Source organism: Burkholderia sp. PAMC 26561, from assembly GCF_001557535.2.
GTDB lineage: Bacteria > Pseudomonadota > Gammaproteobacteria > Burkholderiales > Burkholderiaceae > Caballeronia.
The window spans coordinates 2,902,163-2,920,458 of the sequence record NZ_CP014306.1 but is presented as its reverse complement, the minus strand read 5'-3'; the positions used below and the strand labels follow the sequence as shown (position 1 = coordinate 2,920,458).

The 18,296-nt window shown below is 59.3% G+C and carries 13 protein-coding genes; 3 read left to right on the top strand and 10 right to left on the bottom strand.

Annotated elements, in window-relative coordinates:
- The first annotated feature begins 124 nt into the window (after positions 1-124).
- On the top strand, positions 125-1,510 hold the full coding sequence (locus AXG89_RS13460; protein WP_061999384.1) for a DHA2 family efflux MFS transporter permease subunit: 1,386 nt from the start codon (positions 125-127) through the stop codon (positions 1,508-1,510).
- Between the two features lie 77 nt (positions 1,511-1,587).
- The gene (locus AXG89_RS13455; RefSeq protein ID WP_062000844.1) at positions 1,588-2,592 is read left to right on the top strand and encodes an aldo/keto reductase; all 1,005 of its coding nucleotides are present in this window, start codon (positions 1,588-1,590) and stop codon (positions 2,590-2,592) included.
- Between the two features lie 38 nt (positions 2,593-2,630).
- Here the strand turns inward: AXG89_RS13455 and AXG89_RS13450 are convergent, their stop codons facing one another.
- The 3 genes from AXG89_RS13450 to AXG89_RS13440 form a co-directional block, all read right to left on the bottom strand.
- Positions 2,631-3,290, bottom strand: a complete 660-nt coding sequence (locus AXG89_RS13450; protein WP_062169931.1) for an NAD-dependent epimerase/dehydratase family protein — start codon at positions 3,288-3,290, stop codon at positions 2,631-2,633.
- Positions 3,287-4,288, bottom strand: a complete 1,002-nt coding sequence (locus AXG89_RS13445; RefSeq protein ID WP_069638351.1) for an SDR family oxidoreductase — start codon at positions 4,286-4,288, stop codon at positions 3,287-3,289. Before AXG89_RS13445 ends, AXG89_RS13450 begins: the two co-directional genes overlap by 4 nt.
- A 77-nt stretch (positions 4,289-4,365) precedes the next feature.
- A complete protein-coding gene (locus tag AXG89_RS13440; RefSeq protein ID WP_062169930.1) occupies positions 4,366-4,947 on the bottom strand; it encodes a TetR/AcrR family transcriptional regulator in 582 nt (193 codons plus the stop codon).
- 182 nt (positions 4,948-5,129) lie between these two features.
- Between AXG89_RS13440 and AXG89_RS13435 the strand changes: the two genes are divergently transcribed.
- Complete coding sequence (locus AXG89_RS13435; protein ID WP_061999380.1) at positions 5,130-6,212, top strand: AI-2E family transporter; 1,083 nt, start codon at positions 5,130-5,132, stop codon at positions 6,210-6,212.
- 73 nt (positions 6,213-6,285) lie between these two features.
- On the opposite strand, the gene AXG89_RS13430 is transcribed toward AXG89_RS13435, so the two are convergent.
- From AXG89_RS13430 to AXG89_RS13400, 7 genes are all read right to left on the bottom strand, one after another.
- Entirely contained in the window at positions 6,286-7,806 is a 1,521-nt protein-coding gene (locus tag AXG89_RS13430) for a SpoVR family protein (protein ID WP_372237088.1), read from the bottom strand.
- Positions 7,807-7,934: 128 nt separating this feature from the next.
- Positions 7,935-9,200, bottom strand: a complete 1,266-nt coding sequence (locus AXG89_RS13425) for a YeaH/YhbH family protein (protein WP_061999378.1) — start codon at positions 9,198-9,200, stop codon at positions 7,935-7,937.
- 253 nt (positions 9,201-9,453) lie between these two features.
- The gene (locus AXG89_RS13420; protein WP_061999377.1) at positions 9,454-11,376 is read right to left on the bottom strand and encodes a PrkA family serine protein kinase; all 1,923 of its coding nucleotides are present in this window, start codon (positions 11,374-11,376) and stop codon (positions 9,454-9,456) included.
- Positions 11,377-12,084: 708 nt separating this feature from the next.
- Positions 12,085-12,846, bottom strand: a complete 762-nt coding sequence (locus AXG89_RS13415; protein ID WP_061999376.1) for a 2-keto-4-pentenoate hydratase — start codon at positions 12,844-12,846, stop codon at positions 12,085-12,087.
- Between the two features lie 244 nt (positions 12,847-13,090).
- Positions 13,091-14,809 carry a methyl-accepting chemotaxis protein gene (locus AXG89_RS13410; RefSeq protein ID WP_119024637.1) on the bottom strand — a complete coding sequence of 573 codons (1,719 nt, stop codon included), beginning with the start codon at positions 14,807-14,809 and terminating at the stop codon, positions 13,091-13,093.
- Between the two features lie 431 nt (positions 14,810-15,240).
- Positions 15,241-16,251 (bottom strand): LacI family DNA-binding transcriptional regulator, encoded by a 1,011-nt coding sequence (locus AXG89_RS13405; RefSeq protein ID WP_061999374.1) that lies wholly within the window; start codon positions 16,249-16,251, stop codon positions 15,241-15,243.
- Between the two features lie 347 nt (positions 16,252-16,598).
- Positions 16,599-18,197: a sugar ABC transporter ATP-binding protein gene (locus tag AXG89_RS13400; protein WP_236873339.1), complete on the bottom strand. Its 1,599-nt coding sequence runs from the start codon at positions 18,195-18,197 to the stop codon at positions 16,599-16,601.
- Positions 18,198-18,296 lie beyond the last annotated feature (99 nt).

Genomic DNA, 18,296 nt, shown 5'->3' with positions numbered 1-18,296 from the left:
GCCATTGTTATCGACTAATCCGATAGCAGTCAATGTTGCCAGCGGGGTTCCCGATAACCACGCATCGTCTTAAAATCTTCACATTGCACGGAATTCCGCGCTATAACGCTTCGTCAGTAAAAGAATGACCCCAAAGAACTCACACACGGCGCTTCTCTGGATCGTGGCCGTCGGCTTTTTCATGCAGGCCCTCGACACGACTATCGTCAATACGGCCCTGCCCTCCATTGCGCGAAGCCTGCACGCGCAACCGCTCGCCATGCAACCGATCGTGGTTGCATACACGCTGACCATGGCGTTGCTTACGCCTGCCTCCGGCTGGCTCGCTGACCGCTTCGGCACGCGGCGCGTCTATTTCGTCGCCATTCTCCTGTTCGTGATCGGATCGCTGTGCTGCGCGAACGCACAAACGCTGAATCAACTGATCGTGGCGCGCGTGATCCAGGGTATCGGCGGTTCCATGCTGCTGCCTATCGGCCGGCTCGCCGTGCTTCGCAGCGTGACCGGCGAGGCTTACGTCTCGGCGCTGGCGGTGATCTCCATTGCGGGCCAAGTGGGCCCGATTCTCGGCCCGACCCTGGGCGGCTGGTTCGTCGAATCTTTTTCGTGGCACTGGATCTTCCTGATCAACGTGCCGATCGGCGCAGTCGGTCTGCTCGCGGTGCAGCGTTTCCTGCCCGATGACGCCATCTCCGATGCCCCGCCTTTCGACTTCATCGGCGGCGCGATGTTGTCGCTCTGCATGGTCGCGTTTTCGATGGCGCTCGACAGCCCCGCGCAATCGCACAAGATATTGGTATCGGGCGGTTTGTTCGCGGTGTCCGCCATCGCCGCGCTCGCCTACATTCCGTACGCAAGGCGCCGTGCGAATCCGCTGTTCAACCTGTCCTTGTTCAGCGAACCGAATTTCAGCGTCGGGCTGATCGGCAACTTGCTGTGCCGGATTGGTTCGAGCGCCGTGCCGTTCCTGCTGCCGCTGCTCATGCAATTGCAACTCGGTTATTCACCGCTGCATTCGGGCTTGATGATGCTGCCCGCTGCGTTCGCGGGAACGATCGCGAAGGGCTGGATCTCGCCGCTCGTCAAACGCTACGGCTACGACAACTTCCTGCTGTGGAACACGATCCTGGTCGGTGCATCGATAGTCGGCTTCGCGTCGTTCTCGGTGAGCACGCCGCTCGTGCTGGAAATTGCGATTCTCGCCGTGTTCGGCGCCTGTAATTCCATGCAGTTCGCCGCGATGAACAGCGTCACGCTCAAGGGACTTTCGATCAAGGATGCGGGCAGCGGCAACAGCCTCTTCTCGATGGTGCAGATGCTCGCGATCGGACTGGGTGTATCGATAGGCGGTGGCCTCGTGTCCGTTTTCTCGTCGAGCCTCGGCTCGGCCGCGCTGGCGTTTCGCATCGCGTTCGTGTGCGTGGGCCTGGTCACGCTCGCGTCGGCCATCGTGTTCCGGTTCCTCGATGCCGTCCCCCCCCGTGCCTCGACCCAGCCCGCAACCTCATAGGCTTCGTCTGCAAGCATCGGCTGTAGCGTTTAAGCTTGCTTGATGTTCAACCTGGTCAATCGCTCGAGGAGTTCGCCTTGGAATATCGTAAGTTTGGGAAGACCGGCCTGACCGTTTCGCGCCTGTGTCTCGGCACCATGACCTTCGGCTTGCAGACCGAAGAAAACGTGTCGCGCAGCATCATGGACCGTGCGGCGGAAGCGGGCGTGAATTTCATCGATACCGCCGACGTCTATCCGCTCGGCGCCGACGAAACGCACGCGGGCCGCACGGAAGAGATCGTCGGCCGATGGCTCAAGGACACGCCGTCGCGCCGCAGCGAATTCATTCTCGCGACCAAGGCGGTCGGCAAGATGGGCCCGGCGGCATGGGATCAAGGCGCGTCGCGCAAGCACTTGCTGGATGCGATCGATGCATCGCTCAAACGGCTGAATACCGATTACGTCGACTTGTATCAGTTGCATAGCGACGATCGCGAGACGCCGCTCGACGAAACCCTCGAAGCGCTCGATACCATCGTGCGTCATGGCAAGGCGCGCTACATCGGCGTGTCGAATTTCCTGGCGTACCGGCTTGCGACCGCGCTCGGCCGCTCGGACTTCCTGCGCGTCGCGCGCTTCATCTCCGTCCAGCCGCGATACAACCTGCTGTTTCGCCAGATCGAGCGCGAGCTGCTGCCGCTTGCGACCGACGAACACCTCGCCGTGATTCCGTACAACCCGCTCGCCGGAGGCCTGCTGACCGGCAAGCACAAGCACGACGCCAAACCGTCCGATGGCCGTTTCACCGGGACGGTCGGCAAGGCCGGCGAGATGTATTCGCAGCGCTACTGGCACGAGCGCGAGTTCGAGACCATCGCGAAGCTGCAGCAGATCGTGAAGGAAACCGGCGAGTCACTGACAAAGACATCGGTGGCCTGGGTGCTGGCGAATCCCGCGATTACATCGGCGATCATTGGTGCGAGCAAACCCGAGCAACTCACGGACAGTCTGGCCGCCGTCGACCTGAAACTCGACGACGCGCTGAAAGCGAAGCTCGACGATGCAACGAAGGAATATCGCTGGGGCGATGCGGCCCGCTAGATTTGCGAAAGTGCCGGTTTCGGCCGGCACGGGCAAACCTAGTACCTCGTGATATCCCGTGGCTCGAACGTGCGCGACGGCCCGCGCTGTTTGGCCGTGGCGACCATTGCGCGGCCGAGTTGCTGCGTCGTCGTGATCGCATTCGGAAACGAACGCCGCAACAGCGGAAACAACGGCCCCATGACGGAAATGACCGCCTGATACATCGGCGTCTTCGAACGGATGCCGTTCATCGGCTGGATCGCTCCGGGGCGGAACATATAGGCCGCCTTGAAGGGCATGCGCAAAAGCGCGTTCTCCGTGCGCCCCTTCACCCGTGCCCACATGCTGTTTCCGCGCTCGGTCGTGTCCGTGCCCGAGCCCGAGACATACGAGAACGTCATCCCGGGATTGATTCGCGACAAGACCCGCGCGATGCCGAACGTCAGGTCGTATGTCAGATGCGCGTAGTCGGCCTCTTTCATTCTGAACGACGACACGCCGAGGCAGAAAAAGCAGGCGTCGAATCCAGTAAGCTGGTCCTCGATTGCGGAGAGATCGAAGAGATCGCCATGCACGATCTCGTTGAACTTCGGATCGAGTTGTTTCGTGGAACTGCGCCCGAGCGCGACCACGCGCTCGACATCCGGGTCGAGCAGACATTCCCGCAGCACGCCCTGCCCGACCATTCCCGTCGCGCCAAAAACGATGACTTTCATAGTTTCTCCGGCCTTTGGACGCCCGGCTTTGCGTCCCGCTTGATGTCCCGCTCTATGTCCCGCTCTATGTTCCGCTTCGGGCCCCATTCAGTGCCCGTGAGTTTCGCCGATACATCCCAGAGCTTCGCGCCGACAGCCGCATCCGTAGCCTGCGGGAAAATGCGCGCTTCCGATGGCGGCCCGATCAGTTCCTGAAAACCCTTTGGCCCATAGTACGCGGCGCCGCGTGCTTCCGGTGCAGTGGCCGCAAGAAGCGTGGGCAAGGCGCCTTCTGCTGCGCTGTGGCTCAGGAACCGCGACATCACTCGACCGGCGAGCGCCAGCATGCCCGATGTTCCCGGTCCATTCGCAATCAGGTCCGTGCGTGCGAATCCCGGATGTGCGGCGTTGCTCATGAGGCCCCAGCCGTTTGCGTCGCTGCGCCGTTGCAACTCCAGCGCGAACATCAGCATGGCGAGTTTCGATTGCTCGTACGCGGGCCACGCTTTGTAGGCGCGCTCGCCCTGCAGGTTATCGAATGCGATCTTGCCCCGCCTGTGCGCGATGCTGCTCAGGTTCACCACGCGCGGCGCGGCGCTCTTTTGCAGGAGCGGCAGCAATTGCGAAGTCAACGCAAAGTGACCGAGATAGTTCGTGCCGAACTGACGCTCGAAGCCATCGGCAGTTTTCTCGTGTTGCGGCAGCATCATCACGCCCGCATTGTTCACGAGGATATCGACAGGCGCGCCATCCGCGAGCAAGCGCTCAGACGCGCGCGCAATCGACTTCAGACTCGCCAGATCAATCATCTCGAAGCTGACCCGCGCATTCGGCACTTCGTGGCGGATACGGTCGAGCGCCGCCCGGCCCTTTGCCTCGTTGCGTCCCGTGAGAACCACCTCGGCGCCCGCACGTGCAAGTTCCAGCGAGGTCTCATAACCCAGTCCACCCGTTGCGCCCGTCACGACAACGCGCTTGCCGGTTTGCGGCGGGATATCGGCAGTCGTCCATGTGCTCATTTGAATTCCTTTCGCATTTGATTGCGTGAGTAATCAGTCATTGAATCGGCGGCAAATTGGCTTGAATCAGGCGGACTTCAGGCTTTGTCGCGCGCGACACCATTCCAGAACACGTCGAAGCCAATCTGCCGATACCGCCCTGCTTCATCGGGATACGCATTCATGAATCCCATCGTGGTCTCCGCCAGCGCCTTCATATTCGCCGCAATGAACTCGCACGGATAAGCCTGCAAGATCTCGGTCTTGATGCTGTGCAGCGCGAGCGCTTCGATTTCGGCAAATGGTTCGTACCCGACCGCCTTCGATTCCTCAGTGACAATATCCGCCACCGATAACTGATCGAGCACATTCAACCGCTGCGGATTGGCCACACCCCAGTCCACGAACGCATTCCACAAGTATTCGAGCCGGTGCCGCACCGGCCCGCGCCGCGGGAACTGCGCCATCAGCGCGTCGGCGAGTTCGAGCTTGATCGACCGATACAACGCGTTGACCAGTTCGTCCTTCGTGCGGAAATAGGTGAACAGCGTCCCTTCCGCGACGCCCGCCTGCTTCGAAATGGCCGATGTAGGCGCGGCGGCAAGTCCGCGCTCGGCGAAGACCTGCTCGGCGGCAAGAAGAAGCGCGTTGCGTTTGTCGTCGCTTTTGGGTCGGGCCATCGAAGATCTTGCAGTTTAAATGAGTGAATGCTCAATTATAACCAATTTTGAGATTGACGCAATATCGCTCCGGACGGGCCAAAACCTGCCCGTGCTAGCATCGGGCCGTCTTCTTGCTATAGGGCGCCGGCATGGGAGCTTGCCGCGCCTACGTCACGATTCCAGCTTCCCTCAAGGCATTTATGAACAACCACTCCGTACACCAAAAGTTTTTCCACATCCTGCTGTTCGTGGTTACCGTCGCGCTTTGCTGGATCCTGACGCCGTTCTTCGGCGCGATCTTCTGGGGGACGATTCTCGCCATCCTGTTCCAGCCGATGCAGCGCTACCTTGCCGCCAAATTCGGCAAGCGCCGCAATCTCGCTGCGTTTGCAACGCTCGGGCTGACCATCGTGATCGTGATCCTGCCGCTGTCGTTTGTTGCAGCCACGCTGGTCCAGGAAATCGGTCTCGCCTACACGCAGATCAAGTCGGGCCAGCCCAACTTCACGATGTACTTCCAGGAAGGCATCCACGCACTGCCGAAGTCCGTGCAGACCTTGCTCGGCCGTTTTGGACTCACGGATATCCCGAGCATCCAGAAACGGCTGACCGATGGCGCCGCCGCGATCAGCCAGTTTGTCGCGACGCAAGCCCTCAGCATCGGACAGAACACATTCCAGTTCGTGATCAGCTTCGGCGTAATGCTGTACCTGGTGTTTTTCCTGCTGCGCGATGGCGGTGAAATCGGCCGGCGCATTCGCCGCGCATTGCCGCTCGATGAAGCGCCGAAGCAGCACCTGATCGCCAAATTCACAACGGTCGTACGCGCAACCGTGAAGGGCAATATCGCCGTTGCCGCAGCTCAGGGGTTTCTCGGCGGGATGATCTTCATGTTTCTCGGCATCCAGGGCTCGCTGCTCTGGGGCGTGCTGATGGCTTTCCTGTCGCTGCTTCCGGCCATCGGCGCCGCACTCGTCTGGGCGCCGGCGGCAGCGTATTTCCTGCTCACCGGCGACATCTGGAAAGGCGTGATCCTGATCGCGTTCTGCGTGGTCATCATCGGTCTGGTCGATAACATCCTGCGTCCGATTCTTGTTGGCAAGGACACGAAGATGCCGGACTGGGTCGTGCTGATTTCGACCTTGGGCGGGATGGGACTGTTCGGGATCAACGGCTTCGTGATCGGACCGCTGATCGCCGCGTTGTTCATGGCGGCCTGGGACCTGTTCACGCAGAACGAAGAAGGCCAGGCGGAAGGAACACGGACCATCGACAAGGTGTGAGTTTGCCTGCTGAATGAAAAACGGCTCGCTGATTGGATCAGCGAGCCGTTTTTTCCATGAGAACCCGTTCGACTCAGCGCCGCTCTGCCCCCGCGTACTTGCAGTCGAAGCGTTTTCTCACCGTGCCGTTTTCATCGACACTTTCCAGATACACATCGAACTGCCAAAGTCGAGCCATGTGCTTGAGCACTTCCTCGCTGTCGTTGGTGAGATGCCGGTTATCGGTCATGAAGTGGCGAAGCGTGAGGCTTCGGTCACCGCGCGTGTTCACCGAGTAGACCTGGATATTAGGCTCCCGGTGATGCATGTCGTATTGACGCGATAACGCTTGCCGCACGTACCTGTACCCGCTTTCGTCGTGAATCGCCGATACCTCCAGCGAGTCGCGCATGTCGTCATCGAGAATCGAGAACAGGCGCATTTCCCGGATCAGATGCGGTGACAAATACTGCGCGATAAAACTCTCGTCCTTGAAATTGCGCATGGCGTAGTGCAGTGCTTCCAGCCAGTCGCTGCCGGCAAGTTCGGGAAACCATTCCCGGTCTTCGTCCGTCGGGTTTTCGCAGATGCGGCGGATATCGCTCATCATGGAAAAGCCGAGCGCATACGGGTTGATGCCGCTGTAATACTGCTTGGTCACCGGCGGCTGATACACCACGTTGCTGTGCGAATGGAGGAACTCCATCATGAAGCCGTCCTCGAGCCGGCCTTCCGCATACAGCGTGTTGAGCAGCGTGTAATGCCAGAAGGTGGCCCAGCCTTCGTTCATGACCTGCGTTTGGCGCTGCGGATAGAAATACTGTCCCACCTTGCGCACGATGCGAATCACCTCGCGTTCCCAGGGTTCGAGCAAGGGCGCATTTTTCTCCGCGAAGTACAGCAGGTTTTCCTGCGGCTCCGGCGGATATCGGCTTTCGATCTCTTCGGTTGTCGTCGCCTTTTTATTGGGCAACGTGCGCCAGAGTTCATTCACTTGCGATTGCAGATACGCTTCGCGTTCACGTCGCGCAGCAGCTTCCTTCGCCAGCGACAACTTCTGCGGCCGCTTATACCGGTCTACCCCGTAATTCATCAGCGCATGACATGAGTCGAGCAACTCCTCGACGCGATCGATCCCGTGCCGCTCCTCGCACTCTGCGATGTAATTTTTCGCATAAACCAGGTAGTCGATGATCGCATGGGCATCTGTCCACAACTTGAACAGATAGTTGCCCTTGAAGAACGAGTTGTGCCCGTAAGCGGCATGCGCAATGACGAGCGCCTGCATCGTCATCGTGTTCTCTTCCATGAGGTACGCAATACATGGATTCGAATTGATGACGATCTCGTAAGCAAGGCCCATTTGCCCACGCCGGTAACTCTTTTCGGTCGACAAGAAGTGCTTGCCGAACGACCAGTGCCGATAATTCACCGGCATGCCGACCGACGCATATGCGTCCATCATCTGCTCGGCGCTGATGAGTTCAAGCTGGATGGGATAGACGTCGAGCCCATAGCGTTGCGCCACACGCGCAATCTCGGTGTCATATTCCTCGATGAGTTCGAACGTCCAGTCCGAAGGACATGGCAACGGTCTCTTTTCCGCCACGTTCATGGTGTCTCCCTCCGGCGTCGCGCTTGCGCGCGGCTTCCTGACCTTTTGCGGCGCGCTGTCCTGTGCTTTCAGTTCTTCGCCAGGTTTCAGGTGATACCCGCGCGCTTCGTTGTTCAAATGCCTTGTCGTCATGCGGCCGCCTGTTGTTTTTCGAACAGTTCGCGAAAGACCGGATAAATATCCGCAGCCGATTCGACTTTTTTCATCGCGAGTTCCGGCGCGCTCTGCGCCAGATGTGCATATTCGACCCAAAGGTTCTGCTCTTCAGGCGCGACCTGGATATACGCGAAATAGCGCACCTTATGCAGGATGTCTTCAGACAAGAGCTTGCGGCACTTGGGCGAGTCATCCGTCCAGTTATCGCCGTCAGAAGCCTGCGCGCCGTAGATATTCCATTCCGAGGGCGAATAACGCTCGTCCATGATCTTTTTCATCAACTCGAGCGCGCTAGATACCACCGTGCCGCCGCTTTCTGTTGAATGGAAGAACGTTTCTTCATCGACTTCTTCTGCACGCGTGTGGTGCCGGATAAAGACCACTTCGATCTTCTCGTAATTCCGGTTCAGGAACAGATAGAGAAGAATGAAGAAGCGCTTAGACAAGTCCTTGCGCTGTTCGTCCATGGAACCGGACACGTCCATCAGGCAGAACATGACGGCCTTGCTGGAGGGCGTCGGCTGTTTGGCCCGGTTGACATACCGCAGATCGAACGGATCGATAAACGGAATCCGCGTGATACGCCCCTTCATGATCACGATCTCGGCTTCGAGCCGCGCAATCTCTTCAGGGTCACCTTTCTCGTCCAGAAGCACTTCGAGCTGACGCTCCATTTCATGCAACTGACGCGACAGGGGCGAACCCAGCGCGATCCGGCGTCCTAGCGCGCTGCGCAGCGACCGGACGACGTCGATGTTATTCGGCGTGCCTTCCGCCGAAAAACCCGCGCGCACGTTCTTCCAGGTTGGCACGGCGGCCAACTGGGTTTTGACGAGGCGCGGCAACTCGAGGTCATCGAAGAAATACTGCATGAACTCTTCACGCGAGAGTTCGAACACGAAGTCGTCCTGCCCTTCGCCTTCGTTGCTTGCGCTCTTGCCGCCACCGCCTCCGCCGCCATTCGGACGCGCGATCTTGTCGCCACGAATGTACTCGGCGTTGCCCGGATGCACGAGCTCGCGCTTTCCGCCAGGGCCATGCCGGAACGACGGTTCGGCGATGTCCTTTTTCGGAATCGTGATGCTCTGCGTACTTTGAATGTCCTTGATGCTGCGGTCTCGAACGGCGTCCGACACCGCGCGGCGGATGTAGTTTTTGACACGACGCAAAAAGCGTTCGCGGTTGGCAATGCTCTTGTTCTTACCGGCTAACCTGCGGTCGATGATTTGATGCAGCACATCCAGTCTCCCGCGTAATTGGCGAGGAAGCGAAGCGCTCGTTTGCCTCAACCGCACGCTGCGGCGCGGACCGACAAGCACTCGCCAAGGTGCTCGCGTTTCACCGGTTAGATACCGGCGTCACGCGAACGTATGACTATAGAACTAGCAACACATTCCTGATTCAATCACGTTTTGCCTGGTTTCGCTTGGGAACAGATTTCCTCCTTCGCTCAAGACTGAACGCACCGTAACCGTAACGCGACGCACCGAATTACGACGACTTGCGAACACGCAGATACCAGTCGCACAAGAGACGAACCTGCTTCGGCGTGTAACCCTTTGCGACCATGCGGTTGACGAAATCCTCATGCTTGCGCTGTTCTTCCGCCGAACCTTTGGCGTTGAACGAGATCACCGGGAGGAGCTCTTCAGTGTTCGAGAACATCTTCTTCTCGATCACCACCCGCAGCTTCTCGTAGGAGATCCACGCAGGATTCTTGCCGCCATTCGCCGCCCGCGCCCGCAGCACGAAATTCACGATCTCGTTGCGGAAGTCCTTCGGGTTGCTGATGCCGGCCGGCTTCTCGATCTTCTCCAGTTCCGCATTCAGCGACGCACGGTCGAAACTCTCGCCGGTATCGTGATCGCGGAATTCCTGATCCTGGATCCAGAAATCGGCATAGGTGACATAACGGTCGAAGATGTTCTGGCCATACTCGGAATACGATTCCAGGTAAGCCGTCTGAATCTCCTTGCCGATAAACTCGGCATACCGCGAGGCCAACACGTCCTTGATGAACGACAGGTATTTCTGTTCGGTTTCCGGCGGGAACTGCTCGCGTTCGATCTGTTGTTCGAGCACGTACATCAGGTGCACCGGGTTGGCCGCAACTTCGGTGGAATCGAAGTTGAACACGCGCGAGAGAATCTTGAACGCAAAGCGGGTCGATACCCCGTTCATGCCTTCGTCTACACCCGCAAAATCGCGGTACTCCTGGAAGGATTTCGCCTTTGGATCGGTGTCTTTCAGGTTCTCGCCGTCATAGACCTGCATCTTCGAAAAGAGGCTGGAATTCTCCGGTTCATGAAGACGCGTCAGAACCGCCATTTGCGCCATCATCTTCAGCGTGCCAGGTGCGCACACTGCGTTCGTCAACGAAGAATTACGCAGCAGCTTCTCGTAGATCTTCATCTCTTCGCCATAGCGCAGGCAATACGGCACCTTTACCACGAAGATACGATCGAGCAGTGCTTCGTTGTTCTTGTTGTTGCGGAACGTCTTCCATTCCGACTCGTTCGAGTGAGCCAGCACCACGCCGTCGAACGGAATCGCGCCGAAACCTTCCGTACCCTTGAAGTTGCCTTCCTGAGTGGCGGTCAGGAGCGGATGCAGGACCTTGATTGGCGCCTTGAACATTTCGACGAATTCGAGCAAGCCCTGGTTCGCGAGACACAATCCACCGGAGTAGCTGTAGGCGTCGGCATCATCCTGTGAAAAGGTTTCGAGCTTGCGGATGTCGACCTTGCCGACCAGTGACGAGATGTCCTGATTGTTTTCGTCGCCCGGTTCGGTCTTGGCGATACCAATCTGGCGAAGGATGGAAGGATAGCGGCGAACGATGCGGAACTTGCGGATGTCGCCGTTGAATTCATGAAGGCGTTTGACGGCCCACGGGCTCAGGATGTTCTTGAGGTAGCGGCGCGGAATACCGTATTGCTCTTCGAGAATGGGACCGTCTTCGTCGTAGTCGAACAAGCCAAGAGGTGACTCGTTGACGGGGGAACCCTTGATTGAGTAGAAAGGAACACGCTCGGCCAGTTGCTTCAGACGTTCGGCAATGGATGACTTGCCGCCGCCTACCGGACCCAGCAAATACAGGATCTGCTTCTTCTCTTCCAGCCCTTGAGCTGCATGCCGGAAGTACGACACCACCTGCTCGATCACTTCCTCCATTCCGTAGAACTCACGGAATGCCGGATACACCTTGATCACCTTGTTTGCAAACACACGCGATAAACGCGGGTCCGTGCGCGTGTCGACTGACTCCGGTTCCCCGATAGCCGCCAACATCCGTTCGCCCGCTGTTGCATACGTTGCAGGATCGTCTTTGCAGAGCGCGAGATACTCTTCGAGCGAGAATTCCTCCTCGCGGGTTTTTTCGAAGCGGGTCGCGAAACTGCTGTAGATATCCATGCTACCTCCTCGCCGAAGTCAGAAAGCAATGTGTGCGCGGCGCGCCTAATCAGAACAACATCGCTTCAGTTCATCCTAAACCTATTCGAATTTTTTTTCATGCAAATGCGTTGCTGATTTGCTTCGAAGTATTCCTAGCTTGGTGGAATATTTTCGTTCACCTACAATCATCATCCCGACTCGCGAAACGTCTTCGGCAATAGCTGCACAGCCTTGCTGTACAAGCCCTGGACTCATGCGCACGCTGGCAGCCGAAGCACCCGGCTGCTGCTGCCGCAGACAAGTCGCGCGCCGCGTTTGTGCAGCGTGCTTATGCCCCAGGTTATCCATCGCTTATCTACCGGTCATCCACAGACTCATCCACATGTTATCCACCGCGATGAAGCATGTGTGACGCATCGACTGCCTTGCTCCATGCGTACATACGCACAACCAAGCCCAAACGATGCAGACGCAATGTTCTTTTTGGTCTTTCTTACACAACGAGTCGCAATGGCATCGGTTGACCTCCGTTACCCGGCTTTTTGGCGTTGCATGTGTGCTTGTTCATTCAATACCCGATATGCGCAAAGGGATTTGCGGAATAAAAAAGGCACTCATTCGAGTGCCTTGATTTAGTGCTGTTTCTACAACGCCATAGCATTGGCGCTCAGCGTTACAAACTTGTTAAAGCTTCGTTCATGCGCGCTTTGGCCGCATGCGTCATGCCTATTCGAGCGTCAATTCAATATCCCCGATCCGGTCAATCCGTCCACTTACTACACCTGGCCCTTCGATGCGGCGTGCGCCCGTGTACGAACCCGTCGTGACGGTCCAGAAAGGCTGCACAGTATGTCCGTTCGTGCTGCAATGATTGACGAACCACACCAGCAGTTCACGTGGATCACCAGCGGGGTTGCCTGCGGTCGGCGGAACGATCGAGACACCGTCGACGGTCAGTTCGAGTTGTGGCGACAAGAAGTCGAAGCCCGGTGAGATCACTTCGTACGGCTCCATCTTGCCCACGATCAGTGCACCGTTGTTCTGCGAATCGGCTAGTTGCGCAAGCGGCGCAAGGTTCGGCCATTGGGCGAAACGGCTATCGACGACTTCGAGCGCCACCGCCATGCCGCCCAGCGCCGCAAATACTTCGCTGCGGCTGTAAGCTTCCGCGCGCGCCGGAAGTGCATGAGAAAAACGAAATGCCACTTCCATTTCGATCAAAACGCGAAAGAAAGACGCATGCGCAATACGCGCCGGTGATGTGTGGACGAGCTCCGCATCGATAGGCGCCGTGTTCGCCTGCGCGCCGGGCGAGCGTGCGCCGACTTTCCACGCGCCGATCCGGGCGCCTGTGAGCGACAGGACTTCATGCTGGATGGCGTAAGCCGCGTTGGCATCGGCGGGAATATCTGCCGACTCGAGGTCCTCGATCAGCGTTCGCTGCCGGCGGGCCTGCACGAGTTGCGCGGCGAGAGTGGATTCGGTCATGGCATGTCCTGAAATAGTTATCGGATGCAGCGCACAGTGTACGGGGAAGTTGGCAACGGCCGCGAATCGGATGCGCGCCCTTCGAATACTGCTGTGAAACCCGCTGTGATACCCGCTGTGATACCCATTCCACACGATCGTTTAATACATCGCCCGGAGATACGCGCGAACGTTTTCCTGAGGCCAAACGAAAACGCGCCGCGAAAACTCGCGGCGCGTTGAAAGCCCTGCATTCAACTCGACATCAGAACGTTTCCCAATCGCCGCCCGCCGTCGCCAGCGGTCGCGCGGCAGCCGCTACAGGCTTGGCCGGAGCAACGCCTTTGGCCTTGAGCGCAACGGCAGGCCGGAACTTCGCCGCGCCCGGTGACGACACGGTACGAGGAGCCGTCCGAGCCGCGCCTACGACCGCTGATCCGTCGTCGTTGAGATGGAACACAGCCACGGCTTCGCGCAGTTTCCCGGCCTGGTCCTCCAGTGACTGTGCGGCCGCGGCCGCTTCTTCCACGAGCGCCGCATTCTGCTGCGTCACTTCGTCCATTTGCGTGACGGCGCGCGCAACCTGCTCGATCCCGCTGCTCTGCTCCTCCGACGCTGCTGCAATCTCGCCCATGATGTCGGTTACGCGCTGCACGGCGCCGATGATCTCGGCCATGGTGCGGCCGGCTTCATCGACCAGTGAGGTGCCCGACTGGACGCGTTCGACAGAGGTATCGATAAGACCCTTGATCTCCTTCGCCGCCGCCGATGACCGTTGCGCGAGGCTGCGCACCTCGCCTGCCACGACCGCAAAACCGCGTCCTTCTTCGCCTGCGCGCGCCGCTTCGACCGCCGCGTTGAGCGCGAGAATATTCGTCTGGAAGGCGATTCCTTCGATGATCGTGATGATGTCTGCGATCTTGGCGGAGCTCTGGTTGATGTCGCCCATCGTGCCGACGACTTGTGCGACCACGCGGCTGCCCTTGTTTGCAATTTCTGATGCGTTGGCCGCAAGGGAGCTGGCCTGGCGAGCGTTATCGGCGTTCTGTTTCACCGTGCCGGTCAGTTCGTCCATGCTCGACGCAGTTTCCTGCAACGCCGACGCCTGTTCCTCGGTACGCGACGACAAATCGATGTTGCCCGCCGCGATCTGCTTGGTCGCCGACGCAATGGATTCGCTGCCCGAGCGCACGCTGCGAACCGTTGCAACGAGGCTCGTCTGCATGCGCGCAAGGCCTTGCATCAGCAGTCCCATTTCATCGCGCGATGCAACGTTGACCTGGCGGCGCAGGTCGCCGGCGGCAATCGCGTCGAAGTGTTCGATCGCCTCGTCGAGCGGCCGGCCGATGGCGCGGCGCAGTGCAAACCACGAGAACGCGGCTGCGGCGAGTCCGATCACGATCGCAGTCAGGCTCAGCGTTTCAAAAGTCGACGCAGCGCCCTGGGCCGCGTCGTAACCCTGGCGGGCGGCATCGAACTGGAACTTGCGCAGCGCGTCATTGGCGCCCGAGAGTTCGTTGTAGGTTGCCTGCATCGCCTTGGCTGATTCCACGATGCGCGCCTGGTCGTTGGCTCTCACCGCGTCATACCCGCCATCGATCAGCTTCTGAAGCGCGAGGCGTTTTGTATTCGATGCCTCCGCAAGCTGCTTTTCGTGATCGTTGAACACGGGAAGTTCGGTATATTTTTTCCAGAAACCATCAGCTTTAGAGCGCATCATCGCACCGCGTTCAATGGTCGGTGCTGCTTCCGGCGTACCGGCGAGGAAAGCCGCGCGATCGAACACCAGGCGTTCGCGGGCGGTATAGAGTTCTGCGTTGCTCACGGCATTCGCGCTTGGCATCTGATTTTCGAACGTGTCGCGATACGCGTGGTTCGACTGCGTCATGCCGTAAAGGCCCAGGCCGCCGATCGCCACCAGCAAGAGGCCGAGAAAAGCCATCGTGAGGCCGAGCCGGGCCTTGATCGTGAAACTCATGTTCATGATTTTCCTTGAACCGCGTGTGTGAAATGATCGGCGGCAGTATCCAGCCCATCGTTCTTCACGACGAGGCCGAATGCGCCTGCTTGGTCAGATTTACGGCCTGTAAGCCACGCACTTTAGGGAAAAATTGAAATGATGTTTCGTCAGAGGATTAACCCTTAGCAATTTTCTGCGCCAGGACGCGGATAAACCCTGAAAAGTTCATGTTTAGTAAGTCGTTAAAACGGACGCTGCGCTCGTCGGCGGTCATGCATGAATGAGATGTGTAATGAAGCGCAATTTAGCAGGGTCGGGGCGAACTGGGAGAAGCGTGGCTGGCAGCCAGCGTTTTGGAGAGAAACAGAGAGCCGCGTTGAGACACTCGTTGTGCCCAACGCGGATTTCAAACGGGCGGCGTTCGACCTAAGCGCGAAGCAGCGCCAACCGACCCATCAAGCCTGTTGCGGCACGACCCCGGTCGATTCCCGCAGGATCATATGCGGCGTGACCACGCGCCGGCGTGTGCTCGCCGGCACCTTCCCCGCGATCCGGTCAATCAGCGTCTGAGCCGCCAGCTCGCCCAGTTCCCGCACCGATTGCCCAACCGTCGACAAAGCCGGATACGTGTACCGGCTCAATTCGATATCGTCGAAACCGATGATCGAGCAGTCCTTCGGCACGTTGATTCCCCGCTCCGCCGCCGCCCGCAACGCGCCCACGCCCATCATGTCGTTGCACGCGAAAATGCCGGTTGGCTTTAACGTATCGAAGAGTTGCGACGCCGCTTCATAACCGCCTGTCGCCGAGAACGCGCCCTGCTGGATTGCATTCGGCTCGATCTCGATACCGCGCTCGGCCATCGCCCGGATGAAGCCGTGGACGCGCATTGCGCTCACCGCGGTGCCAATCGGTCCGGTGATGCAGGCAACATGCGAATGTCCGAGTTGCAGCAAGTGGCGCGTGGCGAGATACCCGCCTTTTTCGTGATCGATCTGCACCAGATCGGCCGATACCCCTTCAATATTCCGGTCCAGGATCACGAGCGGTTCGCGTGCGCCGGCAAGACTTTGCGCGAGCACCGCATCTTCTCCCGCCGATGCAATCACGAGCCCGTCGATGCGCTTTTCCTGCAGCACACGAAGGTAGCTTCGCTGCTTGGCGGGGTCGTCGTCGGAATTGCAGAAGAACATGCAATAGCCGTTCTTCGCGCACCCATCTTCCACGCCACGTGCGAGTTCCGCGAAATACGGATTGGTCGCATTCGGCACCAGCAAGCCGATGGTGAGCGTATTGCGCGCCTTGAGCGAACGCGCCACCGCCGACGGCACATAGTCCAGTTCCCGGATTGCTCGTTCTACTTTGACCCGCACTTCAGCCGATACAGGCCGCGAGTTGTTCACCACATGAGACACGGTTGTGAACGAAACGCCCGCAATGGCTGCTACATCTTTGATCGTCGCCATACTTGGTCCTTCTCTCTGACTTTTGGTCTTGCTTTTGCTCTTATAGTTGGCACTCGCAACGCTTGCCTTTCGGCAGTCCGCCCGGCAGCACCCGTTCCACGCTGGTTCGCGGCCCCGACTCAAGTTCATCAGCCTCAAGGCCGTCAGCCGGCGTGCATCCCCGTGCCGGCTTCATGCTCGCTACGTCCGCAGTCCGAGCTGCGTGTGTCCTCTTTGTTACCTCGCTGCTTCTCGCGAATAAGCAGCGTGTAACGTAACGCGTCGTTCTTCTGACCACTGAACGGTTTCCATTCCGCCCGAAGCGTCTCAACAAAGCACCCGCTGTGCCAGGCAGCGCGGGACCCGGTTCATCGTTGCACTTCCCCCGTCTCCGCCGGCGGCGCCTTTGCGTCCGGCACGATGGGATCTTGCAAGATCTCATCGCGTTTCGCGTAGCCCGCGAACGCCGCTGCGAGCAGCATGTCCTGCGTCCAGTCATCGCGAGCGAAGATCCCGGTCATCCGCCCCGCCGACATCACGCCGATACGATCGCAAATCAGCATCAACTCGCGCAGATCACTCGATACCACCACCAGAGCACGCCCTTCGAGCGCGAGCGCGCCCATCAGCGCATAGATGTCGAACTTGGCGCCGACGTCGATGCCGCGCGTGGGTTCATCGAAGAGCAGCACCGTGGAATCACGCGCGAGCCAGCGGCCGATCACGACCTTCTGCTGATTGCCGCCCGACAACTCCGAGACCGGCTGCGACGGACCCGCCGCACGAATATGCATGGCGTCGATCTGCGTCTGGGCAAGCGCGGCTTCGCGCCGGCCATCGACAAAACCCTTGTTCGATACCGCCCCGATGTTCCCCAGCGAAATATTCGCGGCGATCGGCTGCGGCAACAGCAAACCTTCGCCTTTCCGATCCTCCGTGATGAGCGCGATGCCGTTCTTCACCGCATCAGCCGGCGATGCAATCTTCACCGGCGTGAGCGCTCCGCCTTGATGCGCCACTGATACAACGCCGCCGTCGGCCTTGTCCGCGCCGTAGATCAGCCGCATCAGCTCGGTGCGGCCCGCGCCGATCAGCCCGCTGATGCCGAAAATCTCCCCGGCCTTGACTTCGAAGGACACGTCGCGAACCACGTCAGCGCGGCGCATGCCTTCGACTTTCAGCGCAACATCGGCAATTCGCCGTTCGCCCAGATCAATCCGTTCGCCAATGTCACGTCCCACCATCAGCGTGACAAGCCGGTCGCTCGTCAGGTTCGCCATGGCGTCGATATGGACCAGCTTGCCGTCGCGCAATACCGCCGCGCGCCCCGCAATCCTGCGTAACTCTTCCAGCCGGTGCGAGATGTACACCAGCGCCACGCCCCGCTCCTTCAGCCGCTCGACCTGCTCAAAGAGCAGATCCACTTCACGCGCGGTCAGCATGGCCGTAGGTTCGTCGAGAATCAGCACGCGGCAATCGCCAATCAGATTCCGCGCGATCTCGACCATCTGCTGATGCCCGATGCCCAGTTCGCCCACGAGCGTATCGGGATCGATCGCGTCCAGTCCGACCTGGCGCATTGCGTGGTGCGCATCCTCGCGCAGCGCCGCCCGGTCGATCCCGCCGAATTTCAGGCCTTTGCGCTGGGGCAGACGGTTGAGGAACAGGTTTTCCGCCACCGATAAAGTCGGCAGAAGGTTCAGCTCCTGCATCACCATACGCACGCCCAGCGCTTCGGCATCCTTGCGACTCGCGGGCGCGTAAGGCTCGCCGCCAAGCGTCATGGAACCAGCAGTCGGATCGACCAGTCCGCCGACGATCTTGGACAACGTACTCTTGCCCGCGCCGTTCTCGCCGGTCAGCGCCAGCACTTCGCCCGCGCGCAAGTCCAGCGTGACGCCCGCCAGCACCGGCTCCGCATAGGTCTTGCCAACGCCGCTCACCGTTAAAACCGGAGCGGTTTCCATAATGTTGTCCATCGCCTTCCCGCTGCTGCGGACCGGACGCTGTCACGCAAGGCACGCCGCAATCGTTTGCAGGCAAGCCCTTCTGACAAGCCGTCTCCG

Excerpts from the sequence above, each read along its gene's own strand:
- AXG89_RS13460 (WP_061999384.1), top strand. The coding sequence starts at position 125 with ATGACCCCAAAGAACTCACACACGGCGCTTCTCTGGATCGTGGCCGTC.
- AXG89_RS13450 (WP_062169931.1), bottom strand. The coding sequence starts at position 3,290 with ATGAAAGTCATCGTTTTTGGCGCGACGGGAATGGTCGGGCAGGGCGTG.
- AXG89_RS13445 (WP_069638351.1), bottom strand. The coding sequence starts at position 4,288 with ATGAGCACATGGACGACTGCCGATATCCCGCCGCAAACCGGCAAGCGC.
- AXG89_RS13440 (WP_062169930.1), bottom strand. The coding sequence starts at position 4,947 with ATGGCCCGACCCAAAAGCGACGACAAACGCAACGCGCTTCTTCTTGCC.
- AXG89_RS13435 (WP_061999380.1), top strand. The coding sequence starts at position 5,130 with ATGAACAACCACTCCGTACACCAAAAGTTTTTCCACATCCTGCTGTTC.
- AXG89_RS13430 (WP_372237088.1), bottom strand. The coding sequence starts at position 7,806 with ATGAACGTGGCGGAAAAGAGACCGTTGCCATGTCCTTCGGACTGGACG.
- AXG89_RS13420 (WP_061999377.1), bottom strand. The coding sequence starts at position 11,376 with ATGGATATCTACAGCAGTTTCGCGACCCGCTTCGAAAAAACCCGCGAG.
- AXG89_RS13415 (WP_061999376.1), bottom strand. The coding sequence starts at position 12,846 with ATGACCGAATCCACTCTCGCCGCGCAACTCGTGCAGGCCCGCCGGCAG.
- AXG89_RS13410 (WP_119024637.1), bottom strand. The coding sequence starts at position 14,809 with ATGAACATGAGTTTCACGATCAAGGCCCGGCTCGGCCTCACGATGGCT.
- AXG89_RS13405 (WP_061999374.1), bottom strand. The coding sequence starts at position 16,251 with ATGGCGACGATCAAAGATGTAGCAGCCATTGCGGGCGTTTCGTTCACA.
- AXG89_RS13400 (WP_236873339.1), bottom strand. The coding sequence starts at position 18,197 with ATGGAAACCGCTCCGGTTTTAACGGTGAGCGGCGTTGGCAAGACCTAT.